Annotated in this window: 19 protein-coding genes and 1 pseudogene; 4 read left to right on the forward strand and 16 right to left on the reverse strand. The window is 65.6% G+C overall.

The window, feature by feature from the left end:
• Nucleotides 1-82 precede the first annotated feature (82 nt).
• From atpA to ACCQ13_RS17755, 6 genes are all read right to left on the reverse strand, one after another.
• Entirely contained in the window at nt 83-1,630 is a 1,548-nt protein-coding gene (atpA, locus tag ACCQ13_RS17730) for a F0F1 ATP synthase subunit alpha (protein ID WP_159407673.1), read from the reverse strand.
• Between the two features lie 47 nt (nt 1,631-1,677).
• Entirely contained in the window at nt 1,678-2,205 is a 528-nt protein-coding gene (locus tag ACCQ13_RS17735; protein ID WP_159407674.1) for a F0F1 ATP synthase subunit delta, read from the reverse strand.
• 3 nt (nt 2,206-2,208) lie between these two features.
• Nucleotides 2,209-2,679: a F0F1 ATP synthase subunit B gene (locus ACCQ13_RS17740; protein WP_003483999.1), complete on the reverse strand. Its 471-nt coding sequence runs from the start codon at nt 2,677-2,679 to the stop codon at nt 2,209-2,211.
• Nucleotides 2,680-2,792: 113 nt separating this feature from the next.
• Entirely contained in the window at nt 2,793-3,095 is a 303-nt protein-coding gene (gene atpE, locus ACCQ13_RS17745) for a F0F1 ATP synthase subunit C (RefSeq protein ID WP_002814105.1), read from the reverse strand.
• Nucleotides 3,096-3,167: 72 nt separating this feature from the next.
• The gene (gene atpB / locus ACCQ13_RS17750; protein WP_104602880.1) at nt 3,168-3,968 is read right to left on the reverse strand and encodes a F0F1 ATP synthase subunit A; all 801 of its coding nucleotides are present in this window, start codon (nt 3,966-3,968) and stop codon (nt 3,168-3,170) included.
• A gap of 25 nt (nt 3,969-3,993) precedes the next feature.
• Nucleotides 3,994-4,359 carry a hypothetical protein gene (locus ACCQ13_RS17755; protein WP_104602879.1) on the reverse strand — a complete coding sequence of 122 codons (366 nt, stop codon included), beginning with the start codon at nt 4,357-4,359 and terminating at the stop codon, nt 3,994-3,996.
• Nucleotides 4,360-4,991: 632 nt separating this feature from the next.
• Between ACCQ13_RS17755 and ACCQ13_RS17760 the strand changes: the two genes are divergently transcribed.
• Nucleotides 4,992-5,804, forward strand: coding sequence for a hypothetical protein (locus ACCQ13_RS17760; RefSeq protein ID WP_167526959.1), 813 nt, complete (start codon nt 4,992-4,994; stop codon nt 5,802-5,804).
• Nucleotides 5,805-5,986: 182 nt separating this feature from the next.
• Here the strand turns inward: ACCQ13_RS17760 and lpdA are convergent, their stop codons facing one another.
• The 5 genes and pseudogenes from lpdA to ACCQ13_RS17785 all read right to left on the reverse strand — a co-directional run bounded on the left by lpdA (nt 5,987) and on the right by ACCQ13_RS17785 (nt 11,326).
• A complete protein-coding gene (gene lpdA / locus ACCQ13_RS17765; RefSeq protein WP_159407675.1) occupies nt 5,987-7,819 on the reverse strand; it encodes a dihydrolipoyl dehydrogenase in 1,833 nt (610 codons plus the stop codon).
• 16 nt (nt 7,820-7,835) lie between these two features.
• Entirely contained in the window at nt 7,836-8,483 is a 648-nt protein-coding gene (locus ACCQ13_RS17770) for a hypothetical protein (RefSeq protein ID WP_104602877.1), read from the reverse strand.
• The gene (gene aceF, locus ACCQ13_RS17775) at nt 8,480-10,243 is read right to left on the reverse strand and encodes a dihydrolipoyllysine-residue acetyltransferase (protein ID WP_159407676.1); all 1,764 of its coding nucleotides are present in this window, start codon (nt 10,241-10,243) and stop codon (nt 8,480-8,482) included. Before aceF ends, ACCQ13_RS17770 begins: the two co-directional genes overlap by 4 nt.
• 128 nt (nt 10,244-10,371) lie before the next feature.
• A pseudogene (locus ACCQ13_RS17780) lies at nt 10,372-10,734 on the reverse strand (DUF2884 family protein); the annotation flags it as partial.
• Nucleotides 10,735-10,762: 28 nt separating this feature from the next.
• Nucleotides 10,763-11,326: a DNA-deoxyinosine glycosylase gene (locus ACCQ13_RS17785; RefSeq protein WP_159407678.1), complete on the reverse strand. Its 564-nt coding sequence runs from the start codon at nt 11,324-11,326 to the stop codon at nt 10,763-10,765.
• Here ACCQ13_RS17785 and ACCQ13_RS17790 point away from each other — a divergent pair.
• Nucleotides 11,240-11,416 carry a hypothetical protein gene (locus ACCQ13_RS17790; protein WP_274392116.1) on the forward strand — a complete coding sequence of 59 codons (177 nt, stop codon included), beginning with the start codon at nt 11,240-11,242 and terminating at the stop codon, nt 11,414-11,416. The two genes, ACCQ13_RS17785 and ACCQ13_RS17790, sit on opposite strands and share 87 nt — an antisense overlap.
• 50 nt (nt 11,417-11,466) lie before the next feature.
• Nucleotides 11,467-12,138, forward strand: a complete 672-nt coding sequence (locus ACCQ13_RS17795) for an OmpW/AlkL family protein (RefSeq protein WP_159407679.1) — start codon at nt 11,467-11,469, stop codon at nt 12,136-12,138.
• Nucleotides 12,139-12,273: 135 nt separating this feature from the next.
• On the opposite strand, the gene ACCQ13_RS17800 is transcribed toward ACCQ13_RS17795, so the two are convergent.
• From ACCQ13_RS17800 to ACCQ13_RS17820, 5 genes are all read right to left on the reverse strand, one after another.
• Nucleotides 12,274-12,831 (reverse strand): CcdC protein domain-containing protein, encoded by a 558-nt coding sequence (locus ACCQ13_RS17800; protein ID WP_159407680.1) that lies wholly within the window; start codon nt 12,829-12,831, stop codon nt 12,274-12,276.
• A gap of 220 nt (nt 12,832-13,051) precedes the next feature.
• The gene (locus ACCQ13_RS17805; RefSeq protein ID WP_159407681.1) at nt 13,052-13,855 is read right to left on the reverse strand and encodes a MetQ/NlpA family ABC transporter substrate-binding protein; all 804 of its coding nucleotides are present in this window, start codon (nt 13,853-13,855) and stop codon (nt 13,052-13,054) included.
• A gap of 204 nt (nt 13,856-14,059) precedes the next feature.
• Nucleotides 14,060-14,755 (reverse strand): methionine ABC transporter permease, encoded by a 696-nt coding sequence (locus tag ACCQ13_RS17810; protein ID WP_372372314.1) that lies wholly within the window; start codon nt 14,753-14,755, stop codon nt 14,060-14,062.
• Nucleotides 14,752-15,759, reverse strand: a complete 1,008-nt coding sequence (locus ACCQ13_RS17815; RefSeq protein ID WP_159407682.1) for a methionine ABC transporter ATP-binding protein — start codon at nt 15,757-15,759, stop codon at nt 14,752-14,754. Before ACCQ13_RS17815 ends, ACCQ13_RS17810 begins: the two co-directional genes overlap by 4 nt.
• A gap of 125 nt (nt 15,760-15,884) precedes the next feature.
• Nucleotides 15,885-16,781: a DMT family transporter gene (locus tag ACCQ13_RS17820; protein ID WP_104602868.1), complete on the reverse strand. Its 897-nt coding sequence runs from the start codon at nt 16,779-16,781 to the stop codon at nt 15,885-15,887.
• Nucleotides 16,782-16,887: 106 nt separating this feature from the next.
• Here ACCQ13_RS17820 and ACCQ13_RS17825 point away from each other — a divergent pair, with 106 nt between their 5' ends.
• A complete protein-coding gene (locus tag ACCQ13_RS17825) occupies nt 16,888-17,373 on the forward strand; it encodes a YajQ family cyclic di-GMP-binding protein (RefSeq protein WP_159407683.1) in 486 nt (161 codons plus the stop codon).
• Nucleotides 17,374-17,416: the final 43 nt, after the last annotated feature.

Raw genomic sequence — 17,416 nt, forward strand, 5'->3', positions numbered from 1 at the left:
CGGAGTGGTGACCAGGAGCGTTCAAGCCCTCAGATCACCGCCTTTACGAATCCCGAATGCCCAATCTCGAATCCCGGCTTCTTTACCAGGTGCCCGTGGTCTTGAACTCTGCGATGCCCTTCTTGAACGCGGCTTCGATGTCGTTGTCCCAACCGCCGGTGCTGTTGATCCTGGAGACCAACTCGCCCTGGGTGTTGGCGAAGTGCGCGTGCAGGCCTTCTTCGAACGCCAGCAGCTTGTTGACCGGCACCTCGTCGAGGTAACCCTCGTTGACGGCGTAAATCGACAGCGCCTGGTTGGCGATGGACATCGGTGCGTACTGCTTCTGCTTCATCAGCTCGGTGACGCGCTGACCGCGCTCGAGCTGCTTGCGGGTGGCTTCGTCCAGGTCCGAGGCGAACTGCGCGAATGCTGCCAGCTCGCGGTACTGCGCCAGCGAGATACGGATACCGCCGGACAGCTTCTTGATGATCTTGGTCTGGGCCGCACCACCGACGCGCGACACCGAGATACCGGCGTTGACGGCCGGACGGATACCGGCGTTGAACAGGTCGGTTTCCAGGAAGATCTGGCCGTCGGTGATCGAGATCACGTTGGTCGGCACGAACGCGGACACGTCGCCGGCCTGCGTTTCGATGATCGGCAGCGCGGTCAGCGAGCCGGTCTTGCCGGTCACCGCACCGTTGGTGAACTTCTCCACATATTCCTCGGACACGCGCGCGGCGCGCTCCAGCAGGCGGGAGTGCAGGTAGAACACGTCGCCCGGATAGGCTTCGCGGCCCGGCGGACGCTTGAGCAGCAGCGAGATCTGGCGGTAGGCCACGGCCTGCTTGGACAGATCGTCGTACACGATCAGCGCGTCTTCGCCGCGGTCCATGAAGTATTCGCCCATGGTGCAGCCGGCGTACGGGCTGATGTACTGCATCGCGGCCGACTCGGACGCGGTTGCCGCCACCACCACGGTGTGCGCCAGCGCGCCGTTCTCTTCGAGCTTGCGCACGATGTTGGCAACGGTCGAGGCCTTCTGGCCGATCGCCACGTACACGCACTTAATGCCGGTGCCCTTCTGGTTGATCACCGCATCGATCGCCAGCGCGGTCTTGCCGGTCTGACGGTCACCGATGACCAGCTCGCGCTGGCCACGGCCGATCGGGATCATCGCATCGACCGACTTGTAACCGGTCTGCACCGGCTGGTCGACCGACTTGCGCCAGATCACGCCCGGGGCAACACGCTCCACCGGTGCGGTCTGGGTGGCGCCCAGCGGGCCCTTGCCGTCGATCGGCTCGCCCAGCGCGTTGACCACGCGGCCGAGCAACTCCGGACCCACCGGCACTTCCAGGATGCGGCCGGTGGTCTTGGCCACGTCGCCTTCGCGCAGGTTTTCGTAATCGCCCAGCACCACGGCGCCGACCGAATCGCGCTCCAGGTTCAGTGCGAGCGCGAAGGTGTTGTTCGGCAGTTCGATCATTTCGCCCTGCATCACGTCGGCCAGGCCGAAGATGCGCACGATGCCGTCGGACACGCTGGTCACGGAGCCTTCGTTGCGCGACTCTGCGGACAGCTTGACCGCCTCGATGCGGGTCTTGATCAGGTCGCTGATTTCGGAGGGGTTGAGCGTGGTTGCCATCGTTCAGTCCTAGGTGCCGGCCGCAGGGGCCATGCGTTTATGTGAATTCAGTGGGCGAGCGAGCTTTGCAGACGTGCAAGCTTGCCCTTCAGCGAGCCGTCGATGACCACCTCGCCGGTGTCGATCACCGCGCCGCCGATCAGCGAAGCATCCACCGCCGTGGTGATGTCCACTTCGCGGCCGAAGCGCTTCTTCAGCGCAGCGGCGATCGTATCCAGCTCGGCCTGGCTCATTGCAGCGGCCGAGGTCACGGTGGCTTTGACAACATGTTCGGCATCGGCACGCAGTTGTTCGTACAAGCCTGCCACTTCCGGCAGCAGCGCCAGCCGCTGCGCTTCGGCCAGCACGCCGAGGAAACGCAGATAGTCATCGCCCGCCTGCGGCGGTGCCAGCAACGTCACTGCCTGTTCCTGGCCCAAGGCCGGGTTGAGCAGCAGCGCGGCCACGCGCGCATCGCCGGCCACCTGCGCCGAGAACGCCAGCGCAGCGGACCAGGGCGCGAAACTGCCGCCCTCACGCGCGATCGCAAACGCGGCACGGCCGTAGGGACGGGCAAGTGTGAGGGCCTGACTCATCGCTTAAATCTCCGCCGCCAGCTCGTCGAGCAGCGCCTTGTGGGCGTTGGCATCGATTTCGCGCTTGAGCAGCTTCTCGGCGCCGCTGACCGCCAGCACCGAGACCTGCTTGCGCAGTTCTTCGCGGGCACGGGTGGCAGATGCGTCGATTTCGGTCTGGGCCAGATCCTTTTGACGGTTGGCTTCGGCAATGGCCTCCAGCTTGGCCGCTTCGATGATCTGGTTGGCGCGCGCGTGGGCCTGATCGATGATCTCGTTGGCCTTGGTGCGTGCGTCCTTCAATGCTTCGTTGACCTTTTCCTGCGCCTGCGCCAGATCCTTCTGACTCCGATCGGCAGCCGCCAGACCTTCGGCGATCTTTTGCTGACGCTCTTCGATCGCCTGCAGCAGCGGCGGCCAGATCTTGGTCGCGACGATCCAGATCAGACCGGCGAAGGCCAGCGCCTGGGCAAAGATGGTAAGGGTGATATCCATGGGTCGCTCAATCGCTGTTTAGGGGTGAAAACGCCGCCGCAATGGCGACGCTTTCCGACCTTCATCCGCGAAGGCAACCACAACGGTTGCCTCCACATCCTGCTACCGCTGGATCAGCCGGCAGCCTGCGACAGACGCTCGATGAACACCTGGGCCAGCGGGTTGGCGAAGGCGAACAGCAAGCCGACGGCGACGCTGATGATGAACGCGGCGTCGATCAGGCCGGCGGTGATGAACATACGCACCTGCAGCACCGGGATCAGTTCCGGCTGGCGCGCGGCCGATTCCAGGAACTTGCCAGCCATGATGGCCAGACCGAGGCCGGCACCCAGCGCGGCCAGGCCGATCATGATGCCGACGGCGAGGACGGTGGAGCTCTGGACTTGAGCGAGGTTGGTCAGGACGGCGAGGTACATGGTGATCTCCGAACGAAAGTTTCTAAGGGTGATGGATGAAGCGGAATGAAGCAGATGCAGGGTGACGCAAACTCAGTGACTGTCTTCGGCCAGGCTCAGATACACGATCGACAGCATCATGAAAATGAAGGCCTGCAGCGGAATCACCAGCAGGTGGAACAGCATCCAGCCGAGGCCGAATACGCCGCCAGCGACCATGCCGGCGATGCCCGCACCGCCCAGCACCCAGATCAGCAGGAAGACGATCTCGCCGCCGAACATGTTGCCGAACAGTCGCATCGCCAGCGAAATCGGCTTGCTCAGCCACTCGACGATGTTCAGGAGCAGGTTGAACGGCATCATCCACTTGCCGAACGGCGCCGTCAGGAATTCCTTGGTCATGCCGCCCACGCCCTTGGAGCGCAGCGAGAAGGCGATCATCAGGAAGAACACGCTGATCGACATGCCCAAGGTGGCATTGACGTCGGCGGTGGGCACCGGCTTCCAGGCGTGGATGCCTGCCCAGCCCAACGGGATGGCAATGAAATCGGCCGGAATCATCTTGATGAGGTTCATCAACAGGATCCAGAAGAAGATCGTGATCGCGATCGGCGTCACCAGCTTGCTGCTGCCGTGGTAGGTGTCCTTGGCCTGACGATCCACGAACTCCAGGCAGATCTCCACGAACGCCTGCCACTTGCCCGGCACGCCGGCGGTGGCCTTGCGGGTGGCCAGCCAGAACGCGACCACCATGACCAGGCCCATCAACACGGCCATGACCAGGGTGTCGAGATGGATGGTCCAGAACGTACCGCCACCCTCGCGAACCGGGTAGACCAGGTTCTGCAGGTGGTGCTGGATATAGGAGGTAGGTGTCGCTGCCTCGCCCGCCATGTGTACGTAGCCTTTTTAGTTCGGATCAACGCCTGGCCAGAGCCAGAACCTGAAAAATCAGCCCGATGGCGATACCCGCCAACAGGGCCAGAGGAGGCAGCCGCCACAAGCCGAAGCCCAGCGCCAGCGCCACGAAAACCAACACCCACTTCACCACCATGGCCAGGATCAGCCGGACCATGGCAATGCCGGCCGCCTGGATACCGCCTCCAAGCGCGGTGCGTGCCGCCACCCAACCGCCCAGCACCGTCGCCAACCCGGTCAATGCCACCCCGGCAGCGTACCGGGGACCAACCAGCAGCAACCCCAGACTGGTTATAGCTACAGCAGCAAGCGGATATACCGCAGCGCGCAGCATCAACCGCCGACCCGCCTCAACGGAGTTCAGCACTACGGTTACCTTGCGTATGAATGGGTGGGAAGCGCAGCTGCGCCTCGTCGAGCCGCGAGAGTATAGCAATGGGACAAATTGCGAGACAACCGGCAGAGGTCACGCGCGCGACGCAGCACGACATGGCATGTCGCGCTGCGTCACCCCGCGACGGCGGATGGAACTTTGCCACACATCGGCGGTCACAGATGGCGAGGCCTGCACATCCTCGTCGAAAGGTCGCACCGCAGGCTGCGTCCGGGAGCCCCGGGAGACCCGGGCTCCTGCTTTTGCAGGCCGCTGCCACGCCTGTCACTCTCCCATCGACGGTCCAATCCCGGATCCTTTGCCTGCCGGCGCTGCCACGGGCGGCGAAGCTTGCGTGCGGCAGCTGGATCCCTGCGCAATTGGCACTACGTTCCGTACTACAGAGCATGCGTTACCGCACAGTTTGCGCCTGCCGCCAAATCGATCGCTGACACCGGCTACTGCGCGCGACGCCTGCGCCCCTTGCCGATCCGGACCGTTTTGTCCGATTGCTATGTCCGCCTTCACGGATATGCGACGCGTCCTTCACTTTTGAAAGACGCCGCGCTACCGATAGTGCGCGCCACTGGCCCAACGGCCTGACCATCCAAGCAATCGGAGCTCCCATGAAACACCTCCTCGCACTGGCGATCCCGTGCGTGCTGGCCGCCGCCTACGCCGCGCCTGCCCACGCCGAAGATACCGACGACCGCTTCCAGCTTCGCCTGGGTGCGATGAATATCGACAACGACAACACCCTGCGCGGCAATACGCTGCTGGCCGGGAACAATGTCTCGGTCAACGAAGATTTCGAACTGGGCGGCAAGGAGTGGGAGCCGCGCGTGGATGGCGTGTTCCGTATCAGCACCCGCCAGCGCCTGATCTTCGACTACTTCAAGTACGACAAGGATCGCCGCGAGACGCTGACGCAGGACCTCAGCGCCGCTGGCGTCAGCGTGCCGTCCGGTAGCTTCATCAAGGGTGAGCTGAAGTACCAGGTCGCCAGCCTGGTGTACGACTACTCGGTGATCGATTCGCCGGAATTCAGCCTGGGCCTGCAGCTCGGTGCGGAATACGCCAAGGTCGAGGCCAATGCCTATGCCGACCTGGGCAGCGTGTTCGAAGGCGAGGTGCTGAACGAAAGCGCCGATGGCGCCGCACCGGTGGTCGGCATCCGCTTCACCGCGCGCCCCAGCGAACACTGGCTGTTCAATGTGCAAGGCCAGTACCTCAACACCAGCTGGGGAAGCTTTCGCGACTACGATGGCGACCTGAGCCGAGCCAACGCCATCGCCGAGTACCGCTTCACCAAGAACTTCGGCCTGTTCGCCGGATATGACTGGTTCAAGCTCGATGTCGATCGCAGGGGCCGCGATGGCTTGATCGGCCTGAAGCAGGAATTCAAGGGCCCGGTGGCCGGCGTGACGCTCGCGTTCTGATCTGCTCCACCCTCGTACCCGAGAGGCCCGCGTTTTGCGGGCCTCTTGCGTTCTGGGCGCAGCCATAGGGAACGATGCCAAGCACTGCCCTGCCTGGCGCACCGGGTGAACCACTTCGCAGCATTCCAATACCACGACGCCCCGCACATGGCGGGGCGTCGTGGAAGACCAAGCGCGGGCGCTTATTTCTTCTTGGGGATGTACAGGTCGGTGATGGTGCCGTCGTAGACTTCGGCCGCCATGCCGACCGACTCGCTCAGGGTCGGATGGGCGTGGATGGTGTGGCCGATGTCTTCGGCTTCGGCGCCCATCTCGATGGCCAGGCCGATCTCGGCCAGCAGGTCGCCGGCATGCACGCCGACGATGGCGCCACCGATGATGCGGTGGGTGTCTTCGTCGAAGATCAGCTTGGTGAAGCCTTCGGTGCGGCCGATGCCGATCGCGCGGCCGCTGGCGGCCCACGGGAACTTGGCCACGCCGACCTTCAGGCCCTTGGCCTTGGCCTCGGTCTCGGTGACGCCCACCCAGGCGATTTCCGGGTTGGTGTACGCCACCGACGGAATCACCCGTGCCACCCACTCTTTTTTCTCGCCGGCAGCCACTTCGGCAGCCAGCTTGCCTTCGTGGGTGGCCTTGTGCGCCAGCATCGGGTTACCGACGATGTCGCCGATGGCGAAGATGTGCGGCACGTTGGTGCGCATCTGCCGGTCCACCGGAATGAAGCCACGCTCGGTGACCGTGACGCCGGCCTTGTCCGCGCCGATCTTCTTACCATTGGGCGAACGGCCCACCGCGACCAGCACGCGATCATAGGTGGTCGCATCCAACCCCGGCTTCTCGCCCTCGGCGGCCGCTTCGAAGCCAACGGTGATGCCCTTCTTGTCGGCCTTGACGTCGGTGGCCTTGGTCTTGAGATGGACCTCGACGCCCTGCTTCTTCAAGCGATCGGCCAGCGGCTTGACCAGGTCCTTGTCGGCGCCCGGCATCAGCTGGTCCATGAACTCGACCACGGTGACCTTGCTGCCCAGCGCGCTGTACACCGTGGCCATTTCCAGCCCGATGATGCCGCCGCCGACCACCAGCAGGGTCTTGGGGATGTCGTGCAATTCCAGCGCGTCGGTGGAGTCCATTACGCGCTTGTCGTCCCACGGGAAGTTGGGCAGCTTCACCGCCTGCGAGCCGGCCGCGATGATGCAGTGCTCGAAGCGCAGCAACTGCGTCTTGCCGTCGTCGCCGACGATCTCCAGCTCGTTGGGCGAAACGAACGTTGCCACGCCGGTGACGGTGCGCACCTTGCGCTGCTTGGCCATGCTGGCCAGCCCGCCGGTGAGCTTGCCGACCACCTTTTCCTTGTACTCGCGCAACTTGTCCAGGGTGATCCTGGGCTGGCCGAAGTCCACGCCGAAGTCGCCGGCATGGGCCACTTCATCGATCACCGCAGCGGCATGCAGCAGCGCCTTGGACGGGATGCAGCCCACGTTGAGGCAGACACCGCCCAGGCTGGCATAGCGCTCGATCAACACCGTTTCCAGGCCCAGGTCGGCGGCGCGGAAGGCGGCGGTGTAGCCGCCGGGGCCGGCGCCGAGCACCACCACCTTGCAGTCGATATCGGCGGTCTTGCCGCTGGCCAGCGCCGGCTTGGGCGCAGCCGGTTCGGCCGGGGCACGATGCGACGGTGTCACCGGCGGCTTGCTGCCGGGTGCGGCGGCCGCGGGAGCCGCAGCAGGCGCAGCGGCCTTGGTCTCGGCGTTCGCAGGCGCAGGCGCGGCGGCCTCGCCTTCGGTTTCCAGCAGCAGCACCACCGCCCCTTCGGACAGGGTGTCGCCCATCTTGACCTTGAGTTCCTTGACCACGCCGGCCGCCGAGGACGGCACTTCCAGCGTGGCCTTGTCCGACTCCAGTGTCACCAGGCCCTGGTCCTTGGCCACGCTGTCGCCCACGGCGACCAGCACTTCGATGACAGGGACATCGCTGTAATCGCCGATGTCGGGAACCTTGATTTCAATGACCGCCATTTGCTTCTCCTGTAGCTCAACCGGCCGTGCCGGCAAGCGTCTGCTGGAGTTCATCCAGCGACGATTCGATTTGGGTCCAGCGCTTGTCGCGCTTGTTTTCCTTGCCTTCGCTGGCGTCGATCAGCAGCGCCGCCTGCTGCAGCAGCAACTCGCCAGCGCCGCAGCTCGGGCGGGCGCCGCTGTAGCGCACGCCGTCGACCTGGAACGACAGCACCTCGCCTTCGGTGACCGGTGCGGTGCGGCCAGTGGGGGCCAGTTGGGTCAGGGCGTTGGTCCAGTTGCTGACCAGGCGCTTGGCCAGGGCGGCCGGGATCGGGATCTCGACCGTTTCCGGGGTCTGTTCGGTGCGGAACTGCACGCTGCCGCGACCCGCCTCGCTGACCCAGCTGTAGACGCGCTCGTCGCTACGGCTATGCCGCAGGGTCCAGTCGGCACCGTCCTTGCCCGGCAGCAGCGAGACACCGCTCTCCACGCCGCGCACGGGCAGCGTCAACAACGCCAGCGAGGGTTTGCTGCCGCCATCGAACAGCGTGGTGACGGCGGTGCCGTAATTGCCCACTGCCGGCGGCCAGCCGCGCCCCAGGGTGCTGCTGCACTCGCGGGCGACCGCGCCGGTCCACGGCAGCACGCCGAGCACGGCGATGGTCAGCAGCGCGCGCCTCACAGCAGGACGCGACGCATGTCGGCCAGCACTTGGCTGAGGTAGGTGGTGAAGCGGGCCGCCAGTGCGCCGTCGATGACGCGGTGGTCATAGCTCAGCGACAACGGCAGCATCAACTTGGGCGCGAACTCCTTGCCGTTCCACACCGGCTGCATCGCCGACTTGGACACGCCCAGGATCGCCACTTCCGGCGCATTGATGATCGGGGTGAACGCGGTGCCGCCGATGCCGCCCAGCGAGCTGATCGAGAAACAGCCGCCGCTCATGTCGGCCGGGCCCAGCTTGCCGTCGCGCGCCTTCTTGGCCAGTTCGCCGCTTTCCCGGGCGATCTGCAGCACGCCCTTCTTGTCGACCTCGCGGATCACCGGCACCACCAGGCCATTCGGCGTATCGGCGGCGAAGCCAATATTGATGTACTTCTTCAGGGTGAGGTTTTCGCCGGCCGCATCGAGCGAGGCGTTGAACTCTGGGAACTGCTTCAACGCCGCGGCGCTGGTCTTGACCAGGAAGGCGAGCATGGTGAGCTTGATGCCGGCCTTCTCATTCTCCTTGTTCAGCGCCACGCGCAGCGCTTCCAGGTCGGTGATGTCGGCCGATTCGAACTGGGTGACGTGCGGAATCATCGCCCAGTTGCGCGCCAGGTTGGCGCCGGAAATCTTCTTGATGCGCGACAGCGGCTGGGTTTCGGTCTCGCCGAACTTGCTGAAGTCCACCTTCGGCCAGGCCAGCAGGTTCAGGCCATTGCCGCCACCGGCCGGCGCAGCACCTGCTGCGGCAGGCGCGCCGCCGCTGAGTGCGGCCTTCACAAAGCGCTGCACGTCTTCGCGGGTGATGCGGCCACCCTTTTCGCTGCCCTTGAGCTGATTCAGGTCCACGCCCAGCTCGCGCGCGAACACACGCACCACCGGGCTGGCGTAAGCCACCTTGGACGGCAGCACGCTGTCGGCATCGAAGGTCACCGGTGGGCTGCTCGGGCTGCCGGCCGACGGCTGGCCGCCCTGCGTCGCGGCGCCCGAGCGACCGCCCTGCACCTGCGCGATCTCGCGCTGGGCCAGCTTGTCCGGCTCGGCCGACACGGCGACCGGCTCCACCTTGTCGGCGGTTTCGGCGGTCTCGGTGCTGGCCTTGGCCGGCGCTTGCGCCGCGCCGGCACCGCCATCGCTGGCGGCGATGATCGCCACCACATTGCCCTGCGAGAGGGTGTCGCCGACCTTGACCTTGAGTTCCTTGACCACGCCGGCAGCCGAGGACGGCACTTCCATGGTGGCCTTGTCCGATTCCAGCGTGACCAGGCTCTGGTCCTTGGCGACGGTATCGCCCACGGCCACCAGCACTTCGATCACCGGGATGTCGGTGTAGTCGCCGATATCCGGCACACGCGCCTCGACCAGGCCACCATCGGCGGCGGCGGGCTTGGCGGTCGCCGGTTCGGCCTTGGCGGCCGGCGCCGGGGCGGCAGCAGGCGCGGCCTTGGCCGGCGCAGCGGCAGGCGCTGGCTTGGCGGCAGTGTCGGCGCCGGCATCGGCCACTTCGATCAATGCCACCAGGGCGCCCTGCGACAGCGAATCGCCGACCTTGACCTTGAGTTCCTTGACCACGCCAGCCACCGACGAGGGCACTTCCATGGTGGCCTTGTCCGATTCCAGCGTGACCAGGCTCTGATCCTTGCTGACCGTATCGCCGACGGACACCAGCACCTCGATTACCGGGACGTCGCTGTAGTCACCGATATCGGGGACACGTGCTTCCTTGATTTCGGCCATACGGGGGAACTCCGGCAACAGATGGGGAAACCCCTATTGTGGCCGGCCACGGCCTACAGCGCCAACCATTGCCGATGAAAAGATCGCTTGGCCGGCGGAATGCAGTGTCTGCGCACGGCATTGCAGGATCATTTCGACGTGCATGGATCCACCTGCAACAGCTGCAACGACGCGTCCGATGGCAAACGATACGCCAGCGCATTGTCCAGCGCATCGAGGACCTCGACCTGGTTGCACAGCTGCTGCGCGCGCGGCCGCAATGCGCGTGCCTGCGGCTCCACCAGGCGCTCGCTGCGCTGCGCCAGGCCATCGAGCGAGCGCAGCCGCGCGGCCTCTCCGGTCTGCGACGATTGCACTGCGGACGATGGCAGTGCGCCGGCAACCAGTTCACCGATGTCGTCATCGATAGCGATGGGGGTGAGCTGGCGCTTGCGCAGGCTCTGCTGCAAACGCAGGTCGATCTTCTCGCGCACGCCAGGCAGCTGCGACTGGCAATGATGGACCCGCAGGCGCGCGGCATCAGCCCTGCACGGCAACGCACACCGGCTGCCACGCCGCACACAGGCGTGGCAGGGACCAGGCGGCATTGGCAGGGCTGGTGGACGGCAAGGCCAGCATCGGCACCGCGCATGCGTCGGCCGACAGCAGCGGTTGCACATGCCGACGCCAGGCCTGCGCCGCCGCTGCGCCATTGCAGGCCACCAGGCGTAGCTGCGGCAACGTGACCAGCAGCGCGGGCAACGGATTGACCACGATGCTGCCGGCGACGATGGCCGAATCCAGACTGCCGTGACGTTCGCAGCGGCCAATCACATCCCACAGGCCGACGCCGCGTGCGTTCAACGCCTGCAGGCGCGATAGGTAGCTTGCTGCCGCATCAATGCCCAATAAGGCATGCATCAAATGCCAGAACCGATTGCGTGGATGCGCGTAGTACCGGCCTGCGTCCAACGATGCGACGCCTGGCATCGAACCCAGCACCAGTACACGGCAATCATGACGAATGTGCGCTGGCAGGCCGTCGCGGGCGTGGTTTTTCGTCACGACAATCGCATCTGCGTGAATATGTTTTTCAGCCTGCATCGTGCAACCACGGCCTTCTCGGAGAAATTTCTGAACAAACGGAATTTTAGCGAGCCGCAGGTGGGCGTGGATTCAGATTTTCAGGAATAGTTTTGGCGCGGCCCACTCCACGGGCCCAACAACAAGACGAGGAGACCCTCATGCGTTCCATTTCCATCCTGAGCCTGGCTGCTGTATCTGCACTTGCGATTGCACCGTCCGCGTTCGCGCAGGACACCACCTATACCGGCGACACCTCCTCGACTTCCACCACTGCCGATAGCGCCTCCGGCAAGCATTGGGCTGTGGTCGGCGGCGTGGCCCTGCTGAACCCCAAGAACAATCCGGCTCCGGGCCTGGACGTGGACGGTGGCCCGGCGCCCACGCTGAGCGCCAGCTACTACATCAACGACAATTGGGCGATCGAACTGTGGGGCGCTGCCGACAAGTTCAATCATCGCGTCAACTCGGCCACCGTAGGCAAGATCGGCACCGTCGATCAGCAGCCGATCGCCATCAGCGGCCAGTACCACTTCGGCCAGGCCGACAATGTGTTCCGTCCGTTCGTGGGCGTGGGCTACTACGAGTCGAACTTCAGCAACGAGCGGATCGACGCCGCATCGCCCAATGGCCAGCATGTCGGCATCGACACCGCCAAGGGCGTGATCGGCACCGTGGGCGTGGACATGAACATCAACTCCACCTGGTTTGCACGCGCCGACGCCCGCTACATGCGTTCGCGCCCGGAACTGCGCGTGGGCGGCCAGGGTACCGGCAGCGAGCTGGAACTGGATCCGTGGACCGTTGGCTTCGGTATCGGCGCGCGCTTCTGATCCAGCGCACACACGCATCGCCGAGTACAAGAAACGGGCCGCAAGGCCCGTTTTTTGTAACAGCCGGCGGCAAATAGCGAGAGGCGCACGTAGCAGGTGGGTAATCGGCGATCGGTGCGGTGGCACATGCGCGATTCAACGCCAATAGACGCTGCCGCGCAGACGTGCGGTGCGCCAGCGCCACCAGAGCAGGCTGGCATAGGCCAGCGCATAGCCAAGCAGCACGCCCGCGGCGCCCAGCAGGCTGGCATGACTCATCCAGCCATCGACCGGCCACACCGCCCCCTGCCAGGTGCTGCGCCAGCCCTGTACCAGACCGGCAAGCAGCCGTCCCAGCAGCAGCGCCGCCAGGCCCAGCACCAGCCACAGGTTGGGGCGGTAGAACAGGCCTTGCGGTGTGCGCTCGAAGCGGGTCAGGCGCAAGGCCAGCACGCCCAGCAGCAGCCCGCAGGCCCAACCGAACGCGGCATGGCCGAGTGCACCGGGCCAGAACGCGGCGGCGATCAGCGCGAACACGCCGAACACCACGCTGGACAGACCGGCCGAGACCAGATTGACCATCAGCAACCAACCGCGCGCCTGACGGCGTGCGGTTCCCATCCGGAAACGCTGCAACAACGACAACGGGAACAGCACCGCGAACACGGCCAGGGCAACGATCACGGCCAGTGGAATGGCGAGCAGCAGGGGCATGACGCAATCGCCGGAAGGAAGGCAGGCAACGCTACTACGCCGGTGTCATCGTGAGGTGTTGGCGCTATCGCACACACCGCCCGCGCACGCCTGGCGAGCGCTGCGCAACCCGGAGCGAACAGCGGCCGGTGGGAGTCGCCGAACGCTGTTTCGCTGGACCTGGCGCACCGGCAGTGGCCCAAGCCCACGCCACTGCCGCCGCACGGCCCGATTGCCGCGCTCAGAACGCCGGCAGTACCGCGCCCTTGTACTTCTGTTGGATGAATGCCTTGACCTCCGGGCTGGTCAGCGCCTTGGCCAGCTTCTGCACGCGGACATCGTCCTTGTTGTCGGCACGCGCCACCAGGAAGTTCACGTATGGCGAGTCCTTGCTTTCGATCGCCAGCGCATCGCGGGTCGGATTGAGCCCGGCATCGAGCGCGTAGTTGGTATTGATCAGCGCCAGGTCCACCTGGTCCAGCACGCGCGGCAGCATTGCCGAATCGAGTTCGCGGAATTTCAGCTGCTTGGGGTTGTCGACGATATCGCGCTGGGTCGACAGCGCGTTGCTCGGGTCCTTGAGCTTGATGATGCCGGCCTTGTCGAGCAGGATCAGCGCGCGGCTGTTGTTGCTCGGATCGTTAGGAATGACCACATCGGCACCCGTGGGCAGGTCGGCCAGCGCCTTGAAACGGCGCGAGTACGCACCGAACGGCTCGATGTGCACGCCGACCACGGTCACCAGCTGGCTCTTGCGGTCGCGGTTGTACGCATCCAGGTAAGGCTCGGTCTGGAAGTAATTGACGTCGATCTGCTTCTGCACGACCTGGTCGTTGGGCTGCACGTAATCGTTGAACACGCGCACGTCCAGCTTCACGCCCTGCTTGGCCAGCAGCGGTTCGACCACTTCCAGAATCTCGGCATGCGGCACTGCGGTGGCGGCGACAGTCAGGGTGTCGCCACCGCTGCCACCGGCGCTGCCGCCGCAGGACGCCAGCGCCAGCGTGGCGGCGGCCAGAAGGGAACGAAACGCAAGAGTGCTCATGTTGGGGTCCGTGGGGGAAAGGAGTGCGGCAAGCCGCTGACGTCAAAGCTAGCAGACCGCGGCCACGGCGATCCAGCGGCCCAGGGCCGAGCCATTACGCGCACCGTTGGCGCAGCCCGAACCCGCACGCGGCACTGCCTGGAGGCGACGGCTGCCGCCAGCGCAACAGCTGCGCGGCCGAATGCGCCTTGCGCCACAACCGGCTCAGCGCCGGCTGTAGTGCGCCACCAGCCGGTCGCCCAGCATCTGCAGCAGTTGCACCAGCACCAGTAGCGCGATCACGGTGATCAAGGCGACATCGGCGTGCGAGCGCATATAGCCCTCGCGGTAGGCCACATCGCCCAGCCCGCCGGAGCCGATCGCCCCGCCCATGGCGGTGAAGCCGATCAGCGCGATGGTGGTCACGGTGGCGCCGGCGATCAGGCCCGGCCGCGCTTCGGGCAGCAGCACCCGCAGCACCAACTGGCCAGTGGTGGCGCCCATCGCCTGGCTGGCTTCGATGATGCCGCGATCGACCTCGCGCAACGCGGTTTCCACCAGCCGCGCATAGAACGGTGCGGCGCCCACCACCAGCGGCAGGATCGCGCCACGCACGCCGAGCGAGGTGCCCATCAGCATCAGCGTCAGTGGAATCATCGCGATCATCAGGATGATGAAGGGCACCGAGCGCAGCAGATTGATCGCCAGCGCCAGCGCGCCGTACAGCAGCGGGCGCCGGCGCAGCTGCGGAGCGCCGCACAGGAACAGCGCCACGCCCAGCGGCAGGCCGATCAGCAAGGTCAGCGGCAGCGCGCCGGCCAGCATCAGCAAGGTGTCCAGGGTGGCCTGGCCGATGTCGCCCCACTTGGCGGCATCGAGGTTGCGGAAGAAACCGCCGGCGGCGTCAAGTATCGACGTCATGCGCGCAGATCCTCTACCTGCACGCCGGCCGCCACGAAGCCGGCCAGCGCCGCGTTCTGGTCGCCACCGGTCAAGGCGACGATGAGCTGGCCGTACGGGGTGTCCTTGATGCGGTCCACGCGCCCGGACAGGATGTTGTAGTCCACCCCGGTCTCGCGGGCGATGCGGCCCAGCACCGGCTCGTAGGTGCCGTTGCCCAGGAAGGTCAGCCGCACGATGCGTCCGCCGACGGCGGCGAAATCGCGATGCAGTTCGGCTTCGTCCACATGTTCGGCTTCGGACACGAAGCGCCGGGTGGTGGCGTGCTTGGGGTGCAGGAAGACCTCGGTGACGGGGCCGGTTTCCACCAGCTTGCCGGCATCCAGCACGGCCACGCGGTCGCAGACGCGGCGGATCACGTCCATTTCGTGGGTAATCAGCACGATGGTCAGGCCCAGCTCGCGGTTGATCTGCGCCAGCAGCTGCAGCACCGAGGCGGTGGTCTGCGGGTCCAGCGCGCTGGTGGCCTCGTCGCACAACAGGATCTGCGGCCGGGTGGCCAGCGCGCGCGCGATGCCCACGCGCTGCTTCTGCCCACCGGACAGTTGCGCCGGATACTTGTTGGCCTGATCCTGCAGCCCGACCCGGGCCAGCAGTTCGGCCACCCGCGCATCGATCTGCGCACGCGCGGTGCCGGCCAGCTCCAACGGGAAGGCCACGTTGCCGGCCACGGTGCGCGAAGACAGCAGGTTGAAATGCTGGAAGATCATGCCAATGCGCCGGCGCAGCGCGCGCAGGCCCTGGCTGTCCAACGCGGTGACGTCGTCCTCTCCGATCAGCAGGCGCCCGCCGCTGGGCTCTTCGAGCCGATTGATGAGCCGGATCAGCGTGGACTTGCCGGCACCGGAATGGCCGATGATGCCGAACACCTCCCCGGCACCGATCCGCAGATCGAGCGGGTGCAGCGCCACGATCTGACGACCGTCAACGGAGTAGGACTTGTGCAGGCGCTGAAACTGGATCACCGCGCGTGGCCGGTTGGGGGGTCGTGAAGCCTACCAGTCAATGTTCGCTGCCGGGAGTCGGGATTGGGGATTGGGGATTCGCAAAGGCAGCCTGCTTTGACGAATCCCCAATGCCGAATCTCGAATCACGGCCGTTCAAGCGGCAACGGCCTGTCCGCCTTGCGGATGCGCTCCCGGCGCAGCAAATACAGCCCGCTGGCGACGATGATGCCGGCGCCGGTCCAGGTCCAGCCATCGGGCAGGGTCTGCCACAGCAGCCAGTCCCAGCCGATCACCCAGACCAGGCCGCTGTACTCCAGCGGGGCGATCATCGAGGCCTCGCCGCGCAGGAAGGCCTGGGTCAGCGCGATCTGGCCCAGCGCACCCGCCAGGCCCATGCCGGCGATCAGCCAGCCGTGGCTGCCCTGCAGCGGCACCCATCCGGGAATGGCCAGCAAGCCGGCACCGATCGCCATGAACAGCAGAAACCACACCACCATCGCCTGCGGGGTGTCGGTGCGGGTCAACAGGCTCACCGTGATCGCGGCTATCGCGTAGGCCGTGGCTGCCAGCAACACCATCAGGCCGGGCAGCGAGATCAGCCCGTCCACGCCCGGGCGCAGCACCACGATCACACCGACCAGGCCGATGCCAATCGCGGTCCAGCGGCGCGGCCCGACCTGCTCGCCCAGCAGCGGCACCGACAAGGCCGCCACCAGCAAGGGCGCCACGAAATACAGCGTGTAGGCGGTGGACAGCGGCATCCGCTTCAGCCCATAGACGAAGCAGCCGATCATCACCATGCCCAGCATCCCGCGTAGCAGATGCAACCCCCAGCGCACCGGCACGATGGAGCGCGGCCCGGCGGTGGCCAGCACCCACACCAGCACGAACGGCAACGAGGCGGCGCCACGCAGCAGGGTCACCTGCAGCGGTGGATAATGCGCCGACAGCAGCTTCATGCCCGCGTCCATCAGCGAGAAGCAGGCCACGGCGGCCACCATCCAGGCGATGGCGGGAAGCGGAGAATGGGTGGTGGGCATAAGACCATTATCGCCGCCGCAAAGCGAACGCCGCCAATGCGTGGATGCAAGCAGCCTGGCCCGATGGCCTAGAATGGCCGCCATCCCCAGATAACAGGAGCCTTGCATGCCTTCCTTCGACGTCGTGTCCGAAGTCGACAAGCACGAATTGACCAATGCGGTGGACCAGGCCAATCGTGAACTGGACACGCGTTTCGACTTCAAGGGCGTCGAGGCCAGGTTCGCGCTGGAAGACGGCAAGACGATCAACCAGTCCGCTCCCAGCGACTTCCAGCTCAAGCAGATGACCGACATCCTGCGCGCGCGGCTGCTGGCGCGTGGCATCGACGTGCGCTGTCTGGAGTTCGGCGAGGTGGAAACCAACCTTGCCGGCGCGCGGCAGAAGGTCACCGTCAAGCAGGGCATCGAGCAGAAGCAGGCCAAGCAGCTGGTGGCCAAGCTCAAGGAGGCCAAGCTCAAGGTGGAAGCGCAGATCAACGGCGATAAACTGCGCGTGACCGGCAAGAAGCGCGACGACCTGCAGGATGCGATCGCCTTGTTGAAGAAGGCCGATTTCGAGCTGCCGCTGCAGTTCGACAACTTCCGCGATTGAGTGCAATCCTGCGATGGCAGCGTGTGCGGTGATCGACCCGGTG

The organism is Xanthomonas sp. NCPPB 1638 (assembly GCF_041475635.2).
Taxonomy (GTDB): Bacteria; Pseudomonadota; Gammaproteobacteria; order Xanthomonadales; family Xanthomonadaceae; genus Xanthomonas; species Xanthomonas cucurbitae.

Coding starts and splice junctions, on each gene's coding strand:
- atpA (WP_159407673.1), bottom strand. CDS start 1,630: ATGGCAACCACGCTCAACCCCTCCGAAATCAGCGACCTGATCAAGACC.
- ACCQ13_RS17735 (WP_159407674.1), bottom strand. CDS start 2,205: ATGAGTCAGGCCCTCACACTTGCCCGTCCCTACGGCCGTGCCGCGTTT.
- ACCQ13_RS17740 (WP_003483999.1), bottom strand. CDS start 2,679: ATGGATATCACCCTTACCATCTTTGCCCAGGCGCTGGCCTTCGCCGGT.
- atpE (WP_002814105.1), bottom strand. CDS start 3,095: ATGTACCTCGCCGTCCTGACCAACCTCGCTCAAGTCCAGAGCTCCACC.
- atpB (WP_104602880.1), bottom strand. CDS start 3,968: ATGGCGGGCGAGGCAGCGACACCTACCTCCTATATCCAGCACCACCTG.
- ACCQ13_RS17760 (WP_167526959.1), top strand. CDS start 4,992: ATGAAACACCTCCTCGCACTGGCGATCCCGTGCGTGCTGGCCGCCGCC.
- lpdA (WP_159407675.1), bottom strand. CDS start 7,819: ATGGCGGTCATTGAAATCAAGGTTCCCGACATCGGCGATTACAGCGAT.
- aceF (WP_159407676.1), bottom strand. CDS start 10,243: ATGGCCGAAATCAAGGAAGCACGTGTCCCCGATATCGGTGACTACAGC.
- ACCQ13_RS17790 (WP_274392116.1), top strand. CDS start 11,240: ATGACGAATGTGCGCTGGCAGGCCGTCGCGGGCGTGGTTTTTCGTCAC.
- ACCQ13_RS17785 (WP_159407678.1), bottom strand. CDS start 11,326: ATGCAGGCTGAAAAACATATTCACGCAGATGCGATTGTCGTGACGAAA.
- ACCQ13_RS17795 (WP_159407679.1), top strand. CDS start 11,467: ATGCGTTCCATTTCCATCCTGAGCCTGGCTGCTGTATCTGCACTTGCG.
- ACCQ13_RS17800 (WP_159407680.1), bottom strand. CDS start 12,831: ATGCCCCTGCTGCTCGCCATTCCACTGGCCGTGATCGTTGCCCTGGCC.
- ACCQ13_RS17805 (WP_159407681.1), bottom strand. CDS start 13,855: ATGAGCACTCTTGCGTTTCGTTCCCTTCTGGCCGCCGCCACGCTGGCG.
- ACCQ13_RS17810 (WP_372372314.1), bottom strand. CDS start 14,755: ATGACGTCGATACTTGACGCCGCCGGCGGTTTCTTCCGCAACCTCGAT.
- ACCQ13_RS17820 (WP_104602868.1), bottom strand. CDS start 16,781: ATGCCCACCACCCATTCTCCGCTTCCCGCCATCGCCTGGATGGTGGCC.
- ACCQ13_RS17825 (WP_159407683.1), top strand. CDS start 16,888: ATGCCTTCCTTCGACGTCGTGTCCGAAGTCGACAAGCACGAATTGACC.